Annotated in this window: 14 protein-coding genes; 7 read left to right on the top strand and 7 right to left on the bottom strand. The window is 30.1% G+C overall.

Going from position 1 to position 17,636, the window contains the following annotated elements:
- Window positions 1-71: 71 nt before the first annotated feature.
- The 3 genes from ACTG3V_RS13160 to ACTG3V_RS13150 all read right to left on the bottom strand — a co-directional run bounded on the left by ACTG3V_RS13160 (window position 72) and on the right by ACTG3V_RS13150 (window position 2,381).
- Entirely contained in the window at window positions 72-836 is a 765-nt protein-coding gene (locus ACTG3V_RS13160; RefSeq protein ID WP_439132629.1) for a dTDP-glucose 4,6-dehydratase, read from the bottom strand.
- Between the two features lie 140 nt (window positions 837-976).
- Window positions 977-1,585: a hypothetical protein gene (locus ACTG3V_RS13155; protein ID WP_439132628.1), complete on the bottom strand. Its 609-nt coding sequence runs from the start codon at window positions 1,583-1,585 to the stop codon at window positions 977-979.
- Between the two features lie 130 nt (window positions 1,586-1,715).
- Window positions 1,716-2,381, bottom strand: a complete 666-nt coding sequence (locus ACTG3V_RS13150; protein WP_439132627.1) for an MIP/aquaporin family protein — start codon at window positions 2,379-2,381, stop codon at window positions 1,716-1,718.
- Between the two features lie 113 nt (window positions 2,382-2,494).
- On the opposite strand from ACTG3V_RS13150, the gene ACTG3V_RS13145 reads away from it, so the two are divergent.
- Both ACTG3V_RS13145 and ACTG3V_RS13140 read left to right on the top strand, forming a co-directional pair.
- A complete protein-coding gene (locus ACTG3V_RS13145; protein ID WP_439132626.1) occupies window positions 2,495-3,343 on the top strand; it encodes a DUF2911 domain-containing protein in 849 nt (282 codons plus the stop codon).
- A gap of 93 nt (window positions 3,344-3,436) precedes the next feature.
- The gene (locus ACTG3V_RS13140) at window positions 3,437-3,778 is read left to right on the top strand and encodes a cupin domain-containing protein (RefSeq protein ID WP_439132625.1); all 342 of its coding nucleotides are present in this window, start codon (window positions 3,437-3,439) and stop codon (window positions 3,776-3,778) included.
- 11 nt (window positions 3,779-3,789) lie between these two features.
- Here ACTG3V_RS13140 and ACTG3V_RS13135 read toward each other — a convergent pair whose 3' ends face one another.
- The 3 genes from ACTG3V_RS13135 to ACTG3V_RS13125 all read right to left on the bottom strand — a co-directional run bounded on the left by ACTG3V_RS13135 (window position 3,790) and on the right by ACTG3V_RS13125 (window position 9,449).
- Window positions 3,790-4,761, bottom strand: coding sequence for a Gfo/Idh/MocA family protein (locus tag ACTG3V_RS13135; RefSeq protein ID WP_439132624.1), 972 nt, complete (start codon window positions 4,759-4,761; stop codon window positions 3,790-3,792).
- Window positions 4,754-6,634: a sodium:solute symporter gene (locus tag ACTG3V_RS13130; RefSeq protein WP_439132623.1), complete on the bottom strand. Its 1,881-nt coding sequence runs from the start codon at window positions 6,632-6,634 to the stop codon at window positions 4,754-4,756. The genes ACTG3V_RS13135 and ACTG3V_RS13130 overlap by 8 nt, the downstream gene beginning before the upstream one ends.
- 289 nt (window positions 6,635-6,923) lie before the next feature.
- Window positions 6,924-9,449, bottom strand: coding sequence for a PIG-L family deacetylase (locus ACTG3V_RS13125; RefSeq protein ID WP_439132622.1), 2,526 nt, complete (start codon window positions 9,447-9,449; stop codon window positions 6,924-6,926).
- Window positions 9,450-9,862: 413 nt separating this feature from the next.
- Here ACTG3V_RS13125 and dnaN point away from each other — a divergent pair, with 413 nt between their 5' ends.
- The 4 genes from dnaN (at window position 9,863) to lipA (ending at window position 14,417) form a co-directional block, all read left to right on the top strand.
- The gene (gene dnaN, locus ACTG3V_RS13120) at window positions 9,863-10,981 is read left to right on the top strand and encodes a DNA polymerase III subunit beta (protein WP_439132621.1); all 1,119 of its coding nucleotides are present in this window, start codon (window positions 9,863-9,865) and stop codon (window positions 10,979-10,981) included.
- Between the two features lie 116 nt (window positions 10,982-11,097).
- The gene (locus ACTG3V_RS13115; RefSeq protein WP_439132620.1) at window positions 11,098-11,691 is read left to right on the top strand and encodes an ACP phosphodiesterase; all 594 of its coding nucleotides are present in this window, start codon (window positions 11,098-11,100) and stop codon (window positions 11,689-11,691) included.
- Window positions 11,688-13,370 (top strand): gamma-glutamyltransferase, encoded by a 1,683-nt coding sequence (ggt, locus tag ACTG3V_RS13110; RefSeq protein ID WP_439132619.1) that lies wholly within the window; start codon window positions 11,688-11,690, stop codon window positions 13,368-13,370. The genes ACTG3V_RS13115 and ggt overlap by 4 nt, the downstream gene beginning before the upstream one ends.
- Window positions 13,371-13,547: 177 nt before the next feature.
- Complete coding sequence (gene lipA, locus ACTG3V_RS13105; protein WP_439132630.1) at window positions 13,548-14,417, top strand: lipoyl synthase; 870 nt, start codon at window positions 13,548-13,550, stop codon at window positions 14,415-14,417.
- Between the two features lie 547 nt (window positions 14,418-14,964).
- Here lipA and ACTG3V_RS13100 read toward each other — a convergent pair.
- Window positions 14,965-16,335 carry a pyridoxal-phosphate dependent enzyme gene (locus ACTG3V_RS13100; RefSeq protein WP_439132618.1) on the bottom strand — a complete coding sequence of 457 codons (1,371 nt, stop codon included), beginning with the start codon at window positions 16,333-16,335 and terminating at the stop codon, window positions 14,965-14,967.
- 256 nt (window positions 16,336-16,591) lie between these two features.
- Between ACTG3V_RS13100 and ACTG3V_RS13095 the strand changes: the two genes are divergently transcribed.
- Window positions 16,592-17,515: a LysR family transcriptional regulator gene (locus ACTG3V_RS13095; RefSeq protein ID WP_439132617.1), complete on the top strand. Its 924-nt coding sequence runs from the start codon at window positions 16,592-16,594 to the stop codon at window positions 17,513-17,515.
- Window positions 17,516-17,636 lie beyond the last annotated feature (121 nt).

Here is a 17,636-nt window from a genome sequence, read left to right as displayed (position 1 = left end):
AGATATGATTAGAGAACTTGAAAAGGTTTTACATATTTCAGCATCTGTCTTAGTGAACAACTATCAAATATCTAAATAGACAACAAATCATCATAAATAAAAGTATAGTTTAAAATGTGTTGCACTTTTTTTGAAGAAATGATTTTCCATTCATACACATCTTCATTCTTAAAAATTGGCAATTCAAAACCTTTACTTAGTTTAGCAGTAATGTAAAAATCTCTTCTTGTAGGGTGATGATTGGCACAAGCATTAAAAACTTGATTCCAACAATTTTGATTGATAATATTATGAATAATCTCAATACAATCTTCCCTGTGAATCATGTTAACAAAACCATTTGGCTGCGGAATTACTTTACCATTTTTAAACCAATTTGCAGGATGTCTTTCACCACCAAATAGGCCTGCAAAACGAATAATGGTGGTTTCAAAAAACGTATTTTCTCTGAATAAATTTTCAATTTCAATTAAAGGATGGTTTGCCACAACTTCATCTTCTTCAGTCATCACTTTATTAATTCTTGGATATACAGAGGTAGAGCTAATAAATATTACTTTTTGAATAGGTGATTCTTGAATTTGAGCAATTAAATTTTCAAAACCATCAATATCTTTAGAAGTTATGGCTATCACCAAAATATCTGAATCTAAAAACAAATCAAACTCTTCAAACTCTGCGATATTTACCAAATGAGCTGCAATACCTAAATTTTCTAAGGCATCTATTTTATCCAAAGAAGTTGTAGAACCTTTTACAGAAAATCCATCTTCTAAAAAAGAAACTGCCAAAGGTTTCCCTAACCAACCACAACCTAAAATACTTATTCTAATCATCTATATATCGGTTTTGTGTATGTTTCAGTTGCGTGGTTTAGTTAATAAATTTAGCAAATAATTACTGAATGGAAAATCCGCGAGGATTTTCCCAAGTGGGCTAGAAGCTAGCAATTGAATATACACGTTGTTTCCAGTAGTTATTTTTCCTTCAAGTATATTTTTCCATCTTTCATAAAGGCTATTAAACCTTCATTTTTTTTTATTATTAACTGATTAATTAGAGAATTATCTCTTTCGTGCTTAATCAAGTTTAGTTCAATAACATTTGTAAATTTATAATTATCTAGGATTAATTCTTCTTGCGTAATTTCATTAAATTTATTTGTTATTATTTCTTTGTTATTAATTAATCTCCTTTCACTATATCGAGAATAATTTACTGAGTAATCTATGTCAATAAATTCAGATTCATCTTCCAAAACTGAAGAAATGATTTGTGTTCTAAAAAATAAAGAATCGTTTACTCTGTATATTTCCTCAAAAGAACTAAAGCAGTCACAATTCGGATCTGCAAAACCTCCACATCTTTCAATATAACTTTCTGAAAAATGTCTACCAGATGAAGATAATTTTACTGTGTCATTCTGTTGATTAATAAAATTATAATTGTCATTTCCTTCTTGGAACATTGTGTAATCAAGAATGACATTAGACTTATCAAATTCTTTACAATTAATTTCAATTACTTCGCAACTTATAATTGTCAAAATTGCTAAACAATAAATCGTTTTTTTCAGTTTTTTCATTTCTTTTTTTTTAATTACTGGCAACTAATTAATAAGACACGAATTTTACAGATTTACAGGGATTTTTCAACAAGTTCTCGATACATTTTTTTTCCTATTGTTATAAAAAATCACTCGAACTGACAACTGTTTAGCAATCTTCCGCATCACAACAATTCTCATCTTTAACCAACTTACAAGAAACAACAGCCAATAACGCACCCAAAACTGGAGCAACCATATATAGCCATAATCCATCAATATTACCTGAAACCAAGTTTGGTGCTAAAGAACGTGCAGGATTCATAGAAGCATTGGTTACTGGCCCTGCAAAAAGCGCTTCCAACATCACAACTCCACCTATTGCAATTCCTGCTATAACACCTATTTCTTTACTTCCTGTAGAAACATTTATAATGGTAACCATTAAAAAAAAGGTTAGTAATAATTCTAAAACAAAAGCGCGCCAAACATTAATAGTTGGAATTGTAGCACCTAAAAATTCACTTGTTGGAAACAAGAATAGTAAAACAAAACTAGCTGCAAAAGCACCTAAAATTTGCGCTATTATATACTTAGGAACTTCCTTCCAAGCAAACTTTTTGGCATACCCAAAAGCTATGGTAACAGCAGGATTAAAGTGTGCTCCAGAAATATCGCCAAACGCATAAATCATAGCCATAACAATTAAACCCCATGTTAATCCAATTCCTACATGAGTAACATCTCCACCAGTAATTTCATTAATGGTCATTGCTCCTGTTCCGCAAAAAATCAAAGAAAAAGTTCCGATAAATTCTGATATGTATTTTTTCATAATTCAGTTAAAACAGCACAAAGATACAACCGCTGATTTTAAGTTTTTGTTAACGTTTGTCATTTTCGTAAATCGTAATTTTGAGAGTAAATAAAATTTAATAATCAGTAATTATGAAAAAAATTATATTATCCTTATTTGTAGTAGCAACTGCTTTTGCTACAAATGCACAAATTAAAACTCCTGCTCCTAGTCCGTTTCAAAAAACAACACAAAATGTAGGCTTAACAGAAGTAACTTTAGAATATTCTAGACCAAGTATGAAAGGAAGAAAAATATTTGGAGGATTAGAAGATTATGGAAAAGTTTGGAGAACAGGTGCTAATGAAAACACCAAATTAACATTTTCAACAGATTTTATGGTAGATGGCAAAACATTAAAAAAAGGTACCTATGCTGTTTACACCATTCCTGGAAAACAAACTTGGGATGTAATTTTATATAGTGATGCATCAAACTGGGGAAACCCTAGAAAATGGGATGAGGAAAAAGTTGCAGCAAAAGTAACAGTTACTCCATATAAAATGCCAATGCCAATTGAAACATTCACCATTACTTTTGATGATTTAACCAACGATTCTGCTGTATTAGGCATCATGTGGGAAAATGTTTATGTGCCTTTTAAATTTGAAGTACCTACAGATAAAATGGTTTCATCAAGCATTTCTAAAACAATGGCTGGACCTTCTGCAAACGATATGTATGGGGCTGCAGTGTATTATTTACAAGCAGGTAAAGACATTAAACAAGCACAAGCTTGGATTGATAAAGCTGTAGAAATGACCTCAGATGATCCAAAATTTTGGTTTTTACGTCAGCAATCTTTAATACATGCTAAAGCAGGTAATACAAAAGGGGCTATTGCAGCTGCTAAAAAATCTTTAGAATATGCAACTAAAGCAAATAATGCAGGTTATATAAAGATGAATAAGGCATCATTAAAAGAATGGGGAGCCATGTAATTTGTTCTTCTTTTTAAAAAATTTAAAATCTCAAGTTTTGGCTTGAGATTTTTTTGTTTATTATATTTGATATCATTTAAAAACAACTGCTTCTTGAAAAAAACAAATAGTAAAGACATTAACAAAACCAAAGCAAATCATCAGGGGAATATTTTTAAAAAAGTATTGATTGAAAAAGGTGAAATACCTAATTTAATGATGTTTAGCACTGCTACTTTTAAACCCAATCAAAAAGTAGAAATGCACAAACATGATACTATGTACGAGGTGTTTTTTATACAAAGTGGACAAGCTGAATTTATCATCAATAATATAAAAATTATTGCAAAACCAGGTGATTGCATTACCATAGAACCTGGTGAACTGCATTCGCAATCAAATCCATTTAAAGATGATGTTACTTGGTTGTATTTTGGAATTGCAACAGATGAATAGCTTTTGTCATACTAATACACCAAATTAATTTCTTTACGCACGTCATCTAGAACTTTTATCAATTTTTTAGAAAAATCAAAAGTCATTACATCACTTTCTTTTTTGTGATTTCTTAATAGTTCATTAAAGTGGATTGTTTCAAAATTATAACCAATTGTCTTGTAGTTAAAATCTAATGTTTGTTCTTTATCATCCTTAAAAACAGTTACTGTTGAAGGTTGATGAAACATGGTATTAATTTTTACAACAGCATCCTCAAAAGTAAAAATAGCTTCTGTTTTGGTGTTTTCTATTAAGGTAGATTTTAAATAGGCTTTCGCGTTTTTATACTTAAAAATCATATTACATTCCGAATCTGCACCTGTTTCAAAAAAAGTAGCTTTAGCATTGATGTTATCTGGAATTCCCAATGTAGATAAAGCAGCAAAAATGGGATAAATACCAATATCTAACAGAGAACCTCCACCTACTTCTTTTTTTAGCAATCTACTCTCTTCATTGTAAGCCGCTTTAAAACCAAAATCTGCTTCTAATTTTAGAAGTTCTCCAAAAGTTTTATTTTTAAAAATATCTAAAACATACCTATAATGAGGTAAAAAATAGGTCCATAAGGCTTCCATCAACAGCACTTTATTTTCTTTAGCCACTGATATCATTTCTGCCACTTCTTCAGCATTCATCGCAAAAGGTTTTTCACATAATACTGCTTTTTTATGTTGCATACATAGAATAGAATGTGATGCATGAAACGAATGTGGAGTAGCTATATACACAGCATCAACCTCATTATCTTTTGCTAAATCTTCATAGGTATTGAAAGCTTTTTTAGCATTGTGTTTTTTTGCAAAATTGTTAGCATTTTCTTGACTTCTAGAAGCTACAGTAACCAATGTTGCATCTGGAATTGTTGCTAAATCTGTGGCAAATTTATTGGCTATTTTTCCACAGCCAATAATGCCCCATTTAATTGTTTTCTTATTCATTTGTAATTGATTTATCAATATTAAAATATCCTAAAAAGAAAAATAAAATAATTAGCGTTACTACGTGCGTAATATTTAAAGAAACATTATTCAAAACATCATAAGTAATTTTAAAAATTGCAATAGATGTAATAAGCAATGTAATTTTACTTTGTGTATTGATCGATTTAAAAACAGCGGATAAAGACAAAAATAGTACCAAAATACAGCCTATAAAATTCAACCATAAATAGCTGATAATAGGCGCTAATCCTTGAGATTCTAAAGCATAAATTCCGAAATAATATATAAAACAAATAATAAGTTGTGTTATTAATGCTGCTGAAAAAACCGCTTTTCCATTCACTTTTTTAAAGAAAAATGCCAATAGAAAAATCCCCAAAACATTTCCATAAAAAATAGAACCTATAATATTAACCAATTGAATTAAATTATCAAAAAGATTGGCTATACAAGCTACAGAAATGGCTAATAATCCCCAAAGTAACGTAAACCATTTTGATGCTTTCACAAAATGCGCTTCACTTTTATCGCTTTTTACGTTTCGTTTGTACAAATCTATAGCAGTTGTACTAGCTAAAGCGTTTAATTCTGAGGCTGTAGATGACATGGCTGCAGACAGAATCACTGCCAATAACAACCCAATTAAACCTCTTGGTAAATTGTTTAAAATAAAATGAATAAACACATAATCTTTGTCATTCGATTCTATTTTTTCTAATAAATTCTCTTTATCAACTTTATCAATAATTGCTTTTGATTTTTCTTTTAAGGCTAAATCAGCTTTGTTTAATTGCTGAACCATTCCTTTTTCATTTGGTTGAAAACCATCAGCAAAAATTGCTTTTTTGGTATTTTCAATTTCTTTATGCTTCGTCTCTAAGTTTTGATATTCCTTTGCATATTTTGTTTTGACCACTTCTTTATTTGCAGTCGGATTAAAATTTAAAGGTGCTGGATTAAATTGATAAAACACAAAAACCATCACTCCAATCAATAATATAAAAAACTGCATAGGTACTTTTAACAATCCGTTAAAAATTAAGCCTAACTGACTTTCTCTAACCGATTTCCCTGACAAATAACGTTGCACTTGACTTTGATCAGTTCCAAAATAAGACAACATTAAAAATGTTCCACCTAAAATTCCTGTCCAAACCGTATATCTGTTGCTTAAATCGAAAGAAAAATCTAAAACTTCCATTTTACTATTAGCACCTGCAATTTCTAAAGCATTGGTAAACGTAATATTTTCTGGTAACTGACTCATTATCATAAAAAAGGCGATTAACATCCCTACAAAAATGATAATCATTTGCTGTTTTTGGGTAACGTTTACAGCTTTTGTACCTCCAGAAACTGTATAAATAATCACCAAAAAACCAATAACAATGTTTAAGCTTAACAAATCCCAACCTAAAACTGCCGATAAAATTATGGCAGGCGCAAATATGGTAATTCCTGCTGCCAAACCTCTTTGAATTAAAAATAAAATTGCAGTTAAAGTTCTTGTTTTAGCATCAAACCTACCTTCTAAAAATTCATAGGCAGTATAGACTTTTAATTTGTGATAAATAGGTATAAACACCACACAAATAATAATCATGGCAATGGGTAAACCAAAATAGAATTGTACAAATCCCATTCCACTATGAAAAGCTTGTCCAGGAGTAGATAAAAAGGTAATTGCACTGGCTTGTGTTGCCATTACAGACAAACCAATGGTCCACCATTTGGTATCATTTCCTCCTTTTATATAATCTGTTACGTTGGCATTTTTACGGGTTACATACGTTCCGTAAGCCACAATAAATATGAGTGTTGCAGATAAAACGAACCAATCTATAGTATGTAATTTACTGGTAATTTCCATAGTTTAAACTGTAAAATGATTGGTAATGACATAAAATACCAGTAAATACAAAACATTAGCGACTAAAACCAAAGTGTACTCTTTTTTCCAAGGATATTTTTGTTTGTCCATATTTTTTTATTTAAAGCTATTTCCTGCTTTCACTACTCGCTTTTTTTAGTTTGTTCTCGATACAAATTTGTTCATTCTTCACAAATTCACTCGAACTGACACTAAAAAAGAGCTCAAACAAGTCGTTCAATCAGGGCTAGACTAGTTTACCAGCTCTTTGCTTATTGAATAGCAGAAATTAATCTTTAACTGTTTGTTTTACTGCCATTTTATCTTTTCCTGCAGCTAACAAATTTGCAAACAATTTATAAGCACCAGAAACTCCTGCAGGCAATTCTCTAAAAAAACTTAAACCTGTATAGATATAATTTCCTTTGCCATATTTTGCAATTAACAAGCTACCCAATTTTGGTGTTTCTCCTTTATCGTTCATAGACAATATTGGTGTGTATTGTTCACTCCAAATATTTGGAAAATACAGGCCACGTTCTTGTACCCAACCTTTAAAATCTTCTTGGGTAATTTTATTAGGATAATTGAATAATGGATGTTCTTCATCTAAAATTATGACTTCCGAAAATTCATCTGTAACACGATCTCTAGATAATTTTAAGGTATAAGGTGCTGCAATGTTGACACCTCTGTTGGTATTGTATTGCACAATCATATTACCACCATTTTCTACATAATCCAACAAAAAATTTTGCTTAAATTTTAATTCTTTTACTACGTTGTAAGCTCTAATTCCTAAAACTATAGCATCATATTTCTGAAGATTTTCTGAATTGATTGCTACAGGATTTATGATTTCGACTTGATACCCAATCTGACCTAAACTTTCAGGAATTGCATCTCCAGCACCTTTAATGTAGCCAATTAAATTCCCTTCTTTTTTGATATCTAATCGAACAACTTTAGCTTCAGAATTTTGAAGCACAATTTGTTTCGGAATATGATCGTAATTGATTTCAACCAATTCTTTTGTATAGGATTCGTCATCTACTGTAGCAATTACTTTTAATGTACCTTCAGATTGCTTTTTAGGAGCAGTTACCATAAATTCAACCGTTTGTTTATCGCCTTTTTGAGCAATGTTAAAAGGGACCTTATTAGGTGATAGCAACCAATCTTCTGGAACTTCAAGATGAATAAATCCATTTATAAAATTAGCTTCAGCATTAACCTCAATAGCAATCTTTTTAGGAATACTATCAGAAAAAATAAGCACTTTATCTTTTAATTTTGTGGTTATTTTAGGCACAATTTCAAAAGGCTCATAAATTTCTCCTTTATCACGCTCTGCATATCTTCTCACTACATTTTTGGTAAAAGTAATTGGCATATAATTTATTAATAAATTAAACGCTATGGTAACCTCTTTTGGTGTTTCTGGCATACCTATGAGTTGCTGATTTTCTACAGCATACATGCCTAAGCTTGCTTTTTTATTCAACCAATATGGAGAGGAATAATCTACAGATTTTAAAGAAATAGGATGGCCAAAAGTAATTTTTTTATTTTTTGTTAAGTCTATTTTTTTAAAATAATCTTTTTTATCTATAGTTGATGTTATTGAAGTCAATTCGACAGAAACATCACTTCTATTCAAAACCTCAAAATCAACTCCTATTGATGTATTTGGAATCGCAGTTGCACTTTCTGCAGATGCTTCTAAATACAAACCTAAACATGCTTCAATAATCTCTTTAATCTGTTTTTCTTTGATACTTTTCCAATGTTTGTCTTTTAATTTTTTAATCAAGGTATAGGCCTCCATTAATTGTGAAATATGTTTAGACGGATTGACAAAATCGAAATTTTCTTCAACATCATATAAAATATCGCCAATTTCTCCACCATTTTCTAAACGATTCCAAGTAGTATTAATACCCGAAAAAATATCATTTTGATCTTTTGGTGCATCACCTTTTAAAAACTCTACATATTCCGTTTGTGATCCTCTTGTAGTTAATCTTCCAAAACCTTGGCACAAATGCTGACTACTTGCCATTGAAGCTAACTCGTTATTAGACAATCCTTTTAAAGGATAATATACACCAACATCGAAAGACATAAAATCTGGATTGTCTTTGGTAGCTTTATCAAACTTTTCTTGACTGCCATAAAACCACCAAGACGTGTTAAAAAATAAACGTTTAGGTTGCCAAGTTTCTGTAAATTCCAACTGACTTTTAAATTGGGTAGAATCTGCAACTTTATCAAAAGCTTCTACACTTAACATAGCAGAACTTGTATGATGGCCATGTGTTGTGCCAGGCGTTCTGTGATTAAATCTATTGATAATAACATCTGGTTTAAAATTTCTAATAGCCCAAACAACATCACTCAATACTTTTTCTTTATTCCAAATTTCTAAAGTTTCATCTGGATGTTTAGAATAGCCAAAATCATTAGCACTTGTAAATAGCTGTTCACCTCCATCTACTCTTCTAGCCCCTAATAATTCTTGCGTTCTTATAACCCCTAACAATTCTCTAATTTCTGGACCAATTAAATTCTGTCCTCCATCTCCTCTTGTTAATGATAAATAGCCAGTTCTAGCCTTTACTTTATTGGCTAAATACGCAATTAATCGTGTATTTTCATCATCTGGATGCGCAGCAATGTACAAAGCAGTGCCTAAAAAATTTAACTTTTGAACTTTTTCAAAAATTTGATTTGAGGTTAGTTTTTTAGGTTTTTGGGCAAAAATTGATATAGATAACAGTAAATATAAGACTGTAAAAATTGAAATTCTTTTCATTATTTGAATAAATTCAATGTTAGGTTGAGCGCAGTCGAGACCTAAATAAAACCTCTCGACTGCGCTCGAGAAGACAATTACAAAATCGATTTTGTAAAAATATAACACACAAATGTAGGTTTTTAATCAGAAAAAAAGGTTGTATTAACATTTTTATAACGTTTTGAAAAGTTCAATTTTAGCTTAACAACTATTAGAATTTAAAAACTGTAATAACCATCATTTTTAAGTTTATAAGTAGCGTAACATCCACTTTAAAATAAAAAGTTTTGCTCATTTATTTTTACTTTTTAACAAAAAAATATTTAAACTTTTTACATTTTAGCAAAATGCTCATAACCTGTTAATAAATTAATTTTCAAAACCATATATTAAGGTTATATTTGTATGCATAATTTTAGAAAAAAATATCAATGAAATTTATTGTATCGAGTTCGCAATTATTAAAACAATTACAAGTTTTAGGCGGCGTTATAAATAGCAACAATACCTTACCAATTTTAGATAACTTTTTATTTGAATTGTCTGAAAATCAATTGAAAGTTTCTGCATCTGATTTAGAAACTACAATGAGTGCTGTAGTTGATGTAGAAAGTGATAGTACTGGTGCTATTGCTGTATCTGCACGTTTGTTATTAGATACTTTAAAAACGTTTCCAGACCAACCATTAACCTTTAAAACAGAAGGTGACAATACGATTGAGATTAGTTCGGATCAAGGTAAGTATGACATGGCTTATTTTGGGGGTGATGAATTCCCAAAATCGGTTTCTTTACCTTCACCAAGTAAAACTGTAGTTCCTGGGCATATTTTAGGAACTGCGATTTCTAAAACTATTTTTGCTGCTGGAAATGATGATTTAAGACCAGTAATGAGTGGTGTTTTTTTTCAATTTAGTTCACAAAGTTTAACTTTTGTAGCAACTGATGCTCATAAATTAGTGAAATATTCAAGAACCGATGTTACTGCAGATCAAACCGCAGAATTTATCATGCCAAAAAAACCTTTAAATCTATTAAAAGGTATTTTAGGTGGTTCTGATAGTGATGTAACTATTGAGTATAATGATGCCAATGCAAAATTTACCTTTGACAACGTGGTTTTAGTTTGTAGGTTGATTGATGGAAAATACCCAAATTACGAGGCTGTAATTCCTAAAGAAAATCCGAATAAATTAACTGTTGATAGAGCTTCTTTCTTAAACTCTGTAAGACGTGTTTCTATTTTCTCTAGTAAAACTACACATCAAATTCGTTTAAAAATGGCAGGAACTGAATTAAATATTTCTGCAGAAGATTTAGATTTTGCCAACAAAGCAGATGAGCGTTTAAGCTGTGATTACCAAGGTGATGATATGCAAATTGGATTCAATTCTCGTTTTCTAAGTGAAATGCTAAACAACTTAAGTTCAAGTGAAGTTTTAATTGAAATGTCTTTACCTAACAGAGCAGGAATTTTAACACCTATTGATGGCACAGATGAAGGTGAAAAAGTAACGATGTTAGTGATGCCTGTAATGTTGAATAATTAGCAACCCAGTTGCTTTTTCTATTTACGCATTTTGTCATTCCTGCGTAGGCAGGAATCTATAAATATAATTAAAACCACAACTTTTTAGTTGTGGTTTTTTTATTTACATTTACTTTAATGAATTTCCTAGCACACCTCTACCTATCACAAAACAACACCAATATTATGGTTGGTAATTTTATTGCAGATCATGTAAGAGGAAATCGTTTTACTCATTTTGATAAAGAAATTCAACAAGGCATTTTTCTACACAGAGAAATTGACACTTATACTGATGCACATCCTATTGTAAGAAAAAGTAAGCGTCGTTTACACAAACGTTACAGACATTATGCTGGTGTTATCATCGATATTTTTTATGATTATTTTCTCGCTAAAAATTGGGCTGACTATTCTGCAATACCTTTAGATGTTTACACGCAATCTATCTATAAATTATTCAAGGAAAAATCTCATGAACTTCCTATTAAATCTCAAAACTTTATTAACTATATGATTGAATATGATATTTTATTCAATTACCAATTTGAAGATGGAATTGCAAAAGTTTTAAATGGAATGAACAATAGAACCAAAGGAAAATCTCAAATGAATTTAGCCATTCAAGATTTAAAAGAAATACACCTAGAACTAGAAGAAGATTTTAAATTATTTTTTACTGATTTAATTGCGTTTTCTAAAATAAAACGAATAGAAATACAAGCTATATGATAAAAAAATTAGTGCGTCTTATTGCAATTTTATTCATTTTCAATTCTTGTAAAAAAACAAAAGAACTGGGTTTAATTACTGAAAAAGCAATGGTTGTTTCTGCAAGAAAAGAAGCATCTAAAATTGGTTCAGCAATCTTAAAAAAAGGAGGCAATGCTTATGATGCTATGGTTGCAACTCATTTGGCTTTAGCTGTTGTTTATCCTGTTGCTGGGAATATTGGTGGTGGTGGTTTTATGGTCTACAGAAATAATGATGGCACTAAAGGTGCTTTAGATTTTAGAGAAAAGGCTCCAATTACTGCTCATAAAGACATGTATTTAGACTCTTTAGGTAATGTTATTAAAAATAAAAGTGTTTTAGGAGCACATGCTGTTGGTATTCCTGGTTCTGTTGCTGGTGTTTTTGAAGTACATCAAAAATTAGGCAGCTTACCTTTTAATGAGTTAGTACAACCAGCAATTGATTTAGCCAGAAATGGAATAACTGTTACCCAAAAACAAGCAAATGACTTAAATAATGCTACTTCAAGATTTAAAATAGCAAACAATTATGAAACTATTTTTAATAAGGTTTGGAAAGCTGGTGATGTATTAAAACAAGAAGAATTAGCTCAAACTTTAGAACGCATTCGCGATTTTGGTAAAGACGGTTTTTACAAAGGAAAAACAGCTGATTTATTAGTAAATTATGTTACTGAATTAGGAGGAATTATTACACATCAAGATTTAGAAAAATACCAAGCTATTTGGCGTAAACCAATTGAATTTACTTACAAAGATTATAACATTACTTCTATGACTTTACCTGCAAGTGGAGGCATTTGTTTGGCACAAATTCTAAAGTCTATAGAGCCTTACGATTTGTCTAAAATTAAGCATAACTCAGCAGCATACATTCAACTTCTTACAGAAGCAGAAAGAAGATCATATGCAGACAGAGCGCATTATTTGGGTGATATCGATTTTGTAAAAGTACCTATTGATAGTTTAACGAATAAGAAATACATCAACAAAAGAATGGAAACATTTTCTTGGGAAAAAGCGACTCCTTCATCTGAAGTTTTTCAAGGTAAAATTTTAGGATACGAAAGTGATGAAACAACCCATTATTCTATTGTTGATCAATTTGGAAATGCAGTTGCTGTAACAACAACTTTAAATACTGGCTATGGTTCTAAAGTGTTGGTAAAAGGTGCAGGATTTTTCTTAAATAATGAAATGGATGATTTCTCTAGCAAACCTGGTGTACCTAATGTTTATGGTTTAGTAGGCTCAAAAGCAAATGCAATAGCTTCAGAAAAAAGAATGTTGAGCTCAATGACACCAACCATTATTGAAAAAGATAATACATTAAAAATGGTAGTAGGAACTCCTGGAGGTTCTACTATAATTACTTCAGTTTTACAGAACATTATTAATGTTGTAGATTATAATATGGGTATGCAAGAATCTGTAAATCAAGCGCGTTTTCATCATCAATGGTTACCAGATGTAATTCGAATGGAACCTAATGGTTTTAATGATAAAACGAAACATCAATTAAATAATTTAGGTTATGAAATTATAGAAAGAAACTCTTTAATTATTGGTAGAGTTGATGCAATTTTAGTTTTAGCTGATGGAAAATTAGAAGCTGGAGCTGATAAAAGAGGTGATGATGCAGCTGTAGGATTTTAGGTTTCACAAGCACTATAAATTATTAACTATTCATCGCTAATTGCAAATACAACTAAACAATAATTTATGCAATAGAAAAATCTTATTGCAAAAGAGAAAATCTCACTAAATACTTAGAGCCTTAACAAATTTATTTTATCATTTTCTTTGTAAATTTGCATTTTAAATGTTAGAATGATGGCAATAGAAGCAGCAGTATTACCTGAAAAACCCAAAAAACCAAAATGGTTACGTGTAAAATTACCAGTTGGTAAAAAATATACAGAACTCAGAGGTTTAGTTGATAAATATAAACTGAATACCATTTGTACTAGTGGAAGTTGTCCTAATATGGGTGAATGTTGGGGAGAAGGTACAGCAACTTTTATGATTTTAGGAAACATCTGTACACGTTCATGTGGTTTTTGTGGTGTAAAAACAGGTAGACCTGAAACCGTAGAATGGGATGAACCTGAAAAAGTAGCACGTTCCATAAAAATTATGGGTATTAAACATGCTGTAATTACTTCTGTTGATAGAGATGATTTAAAAGATGGTGGTTCTATCATTTGGGCAGAAACTGTTGAGGCGATTCGTAGAGCAAACCCTAATACAACACTTGAAACTTTGATTCCTGATTTTCAAGGAAATACAAAACAAATTGATAGAATTATTGAAGTTCACCCTGAAGTTGTTTCTCATAACATGGAAACTGTGAGAAGATTAACAAGAGAAGTTCGTATTCAAGCAAAATATGATAGAAGTTTAGGTGTTTTAAAATATTTAAAAGAAAATGGAATGCGTACTAAAACTGGTTTAATGCTAGGTTTAGGCGAAAAGGAGGAAGAAGTTATACAAACCATGAAAGATTTACGAGCTGTAAATTGTGATATTATCACTATTGGCCAATATTTACAGCCTACTAAAAAACACTTGCCTGTAAAAGAATTTATAACACCAGAACAATTTAAGAAATATGAAACCATTGGTTTAGAGATGGGCTTTATGTATGTAGAAAGTGGTGCTTTGGTAAGATCTTCTTACAAAGCCCACAAACACGCAATTTAATTCTTAAAATTTTACAAAAATCGTAATTCAAGTAGTTTTTTGGCACAGATATTGCATGTATATTAAATGAAAACAACGTAGTAAACTGTTTTCATTGTGTAAATTATTTGAATTATTTGATTTAGAACCATCTCATTTTGGGATGGTTTTTTATGTGAAATAAAAAAGGAAATCGTCTAAAATAAATATTAGACGATTTCTTTGTAGTTATATATTATAAATCCCTCAACTTATAATTTTTTGTATGTTTTAATACACCTCAAAGAAACAAAACTTCCTTACTCCAAAAAATAATATTCTTTGAAATGACGATACCTACCTATAAAATGCAATTATGTTTAGTTTTAAGCAAAATAATTATCGAAAAAAAAATCGTTTGACAAAGTGCCAAACGATTATCGAATTTTTAATTACATCCCTTAACTTGTAATTAACTAACTATTATTAAATCCACTTCAAAGAAACAAAATAAGTAAGTTTTTAAATTTAATTTTCGTTCATCTGTTTTACAAGTTCGTTAATTTGTTACAATAGTTCTTTAAATTTTTTAGATGGCGCTTATAATATCATATTTTGTAATGATATGATAATTTCCGTTTTCTAAATCAACTAAAACAGCATCATTATCTTGAGCGATTAATTTAGATACTTCTTCTAATTTAGTTTGTTTTTTAACAATTGGATATGGTTTACCCATTATTTCTTTTATGGTTTTTTGAGCAATATCTTTATCATTCATAAAATGATATAATAAATTAGATTCATCTAAAGAACCAATAATTCCATTAGCATCTTTAATTGGCATTTGAGAAATTTTGTGTTTTTTCATTCGCTCAATAGCATGCGAAACTAACTCTTCGGTTTGCGCTGTAATTAAAGGTTTTTTATGCTGGTTTTTTATCAAATCAAAGGCAATTGTAATTTCTTTATCTAAAAACCCTCGATCTCTCATCCAATCGTTATTAAACATTTTGCCCACATATCTGCTACCATGATCATGAAATAAAACCACTACAACATCATCTTTGGTAAAATGTTCTTTTAATTGTAAGAGTCCTTTTATTGCAGCTCCTGCAGAATTTCCTAAAAACATTCCTTCTTCTTTTGCCAAACGCTGGGTATAAATCGCTGCATCTTTGTCGGTTACTTTCGTAAAACCATCAATAACGCTAAAGTTTACATTTTTGGGTAAAATATCCTCACCTATTCCTTCTGTGATATAAGGATAAATTTCATTTTCATCAAAAATACCTGTTTCATGATATTTTTTAAATACAGAACCATAAGTATCAATTCCCCAAACTTTAACGGTTTTACCAGCTTCTTTAGCTTTCATTTTTAAATAACTACCTACTCCAGAAATGGTTCCTCCAGTACCAACACCTACAACAAAATGCGTAACTTTACCCGCTGTTTGTTCCCAAATTTCTGGACCTGTACTTAAAAAATGTGCTTTACAGTTACTTGGATTATCATATTGATTCACGTACCAAGAATTAGGGGTCTCTTCTCCCAAACGTTTAGAAACCGAATAATAAGAACGAGGGTCATTTGGCTCCACATTTGTTGGGCAAACCACAACTTCTGCACCAACTGCCCTTAAAATATCTATTTTTTCTTTTGACTGTTTATCAGCCATAACAAAAATACATTTATATCCTTTTACAATTGCAGCTAAGGCCAATCCCATTCCAGTATTTCCAGAAGTTCCTTCTATGATTGTACCTCCTGGTTGTAAGCGTCCATCTGCTTCTGCATCCGCTATCATTTGCAAAGCCATTCTGTCTTTTACAGAATTTCCTGGATTAAAAGTCTCGTATTTAGAGAGCACTAAACAAGGAAGTTCTTTTGTTAAAGCATTTAATTTTACAAGAGGAGTATTGCCAATCGTTTCAAGTATATTCTTTGCGTAGATCATAAGTTACTGCGTTAATTACAAAAATACTTCTTTTTCTTAGTGGTGTACAAATTAAGTTGATTATAGTATTGTTAATATTTAAAAATTAATGTTATAAAAAATGTATTATTGATAAAAAAAACCTTACAATTTAAATAATAATATATTTTTTTACTAAACCTAAAAGTGGAATTTTATTCTAATATTTTTGATGTGATCTTCATTCAATTTTATATAATTTTATTTATATTTAATCTAACTATTATAAAGTGATTTTATGAACTACACCTTACATCAACTAGAAATTTTTAAAAAAATAGTAGAAGTAAAAAGCGTTACCAAGGCTTCTGAACAATTATTTTTAACACAACCAGCAGTTTCTATTCAACTTAAAAATTTTCAAGATCAATTTAAATTACCTCTTTTTGAAGTGGTAGGAAGAAAATTATACATTACAGAATTTGGTGAAGAAATTGGCAAAGCTGCTATAAAAATACTAGAAGAGGTTGAAGCCATCAATTATAAATCTTCTTTATTTGAAGGAAAATTAGCAGGTAAACTAAATTTATCTGTAGTTTCTACAGCCAAATATGCAATGCCCTATTTTTTAACCAACTTTATAAAAGAAAATGATAAAGTAGATATTACTATGGGAGTTACCAATAAAATGTCTGTAATTCGTGCTTTAGAAGACAATAAATGCGATTTTGCAATGGTATCTACCATCCCCAAAAAATTAAAAATTAATCGTATTGAATTAATGAAAAATCAAATGTTTTTTGTTGCTGGCAAAGATTATAAAACTTCGAAAAAGCCCATATCTTTAAAAAATTTAAACCAATCTTTATTTCTTTTTCGTGAAAATGGCTCTGCAACGCGTTTAGCTATGGAAAAATATTTAATAAAACATAAAATTGAGATTCATAAAAAAATGGAACTCACTTCTAATGAAGCCATTAAACAAGCTGTTATTGCTGGTTTAGGTATTTCTATTATGCCAATTATTGGCATACATGAATCATTAAAAAATGGCGATTTAAAAATTTTAAACATTAAAGATTTGCCAATTGAAACCAATTGGAATTTAATTTGGCTAAAATCAAAAAACTTATCGAACGTTGCTAAAGCTTTTAAAGATTACATTATCGAAAATAAGGATGAAATTATTACCAAAAACTTTCAATTAAAATACGATTTTTAATATTGGTGTATTTTAAAGAAAGTTACATTTTTGAATATCTGAATTTTCAGAACAAAATCTGAAATTAATAAATAAACAAAAACTTAAGTTTAGCTTTAAGTATTTTATTAAGTTGTTAGCA

Origin of the sequence: Polaribacter sp. (assembly GCF_965660385.1) — a bacterium.
GTDB lineage: Bacteria > Bacteroidota > Bacteroidia > Flavobacteriales > Flavobacteriaceae > Polaribacter.
The sequence above is the reverse complement of the archived record's forward strand: the minus strand, read 5'-3'. Positions and strand labels throughout refer to the sequence as shown.

Excerpts from the sequence above, each read along its gene's own strand:
- ACTG3V_RS13160 (WP_439132629.1), bottom strand. The coding sequence starts at position 836 with ATGATTAGAATAAGTATTTTAGGTTGTGGTTGGTTAGGGAAACCTTTG.
- ACTG3V_RS13155 (WP_439132628.1), bottom strand. The coding sequence starts at position 1,585 with ATGAAAAAACTGAAAAAAACGATTTATTGTTTAGCAATTTTGACAATT.
- ACTG3V_RS13150 (WP_439132627.1), bottom strand. The coding sequence starts at position 2,381 with ATGAAAAAATACATATCAGAATTTATCGGAACTTTTTCTTTGATTTTT.
- ACTG3V_RS13145 (WP_439132626.1), top strand. The coding sequence starts at position 2,495 with ATGAAAAAAATTATATTATCCTTATTTGTAGTAGCAACTGCTTTTGCT.
- ACTG3V_RS13135 (WP_439132624.1), bottom strand. The coding sequence starts at position 4,761 with ATGAATAAGAAAACAATTAAATGGGGCATTATTGGCTGTGGAAAAATA.
- ACTG3V_RS13130 (WP_439132623.1), bottom strand. The coding sequence starts at position 6,634 with ATGGAAATTACCAGTAAATTACATACTATAGATTGGTTCGTTTTATCT.
- ACTG3V_RS13125 (WP_439132622.1), bottom strand. The coding sequence starts at position 9,449 with ATGAAAAGAATTTCAATTTTTACAGTCTTATATTTACTGTTATCTATA.
- dnaN (WP_439132621.1), top strand. The coding sequence starts at position 9,863 with ATGAAATTTATTGTATCGAGTTCGCAATTATTAAAACAATTACAAGTT.
- ACTG3V_RS13115 (WP_439132620.1), top strand. The coding sequence starts at position 11,098 with ATGAATTTCCTAGCACACCTCTACCTATCACAAAACAACACCAATATT.
- ggt (WP_439132619.1), top strand. The coding sequence starts at position 11,688 with ATGATAAAAAAATTAGTGCGTCTTATTGCAATTTTATTCATTTTCAAT.
- lipA (WP_439132630.1), top strand. The coding sequence starts at position 13,548 with ATGGCAATAGAAGCAGCAGTATTACCTGAAAAACCCAAAAAACCAAAA.
- ACTG3V_RS13100 (WP_439132618.1), bottom strand. The coding sequence starts at position 16,335 with ATGATCTACGCAAAGAATATACTTGAAACGATTGGCAATACTCCTCTT.
- ACTG3V_RS13095 (WP_439132617.1), top strand. The coding sequence starts at position 16,592 with ATGAACTACACCTTACATCAACTAGAAATTTTTAAAAAAATAGTAGAA.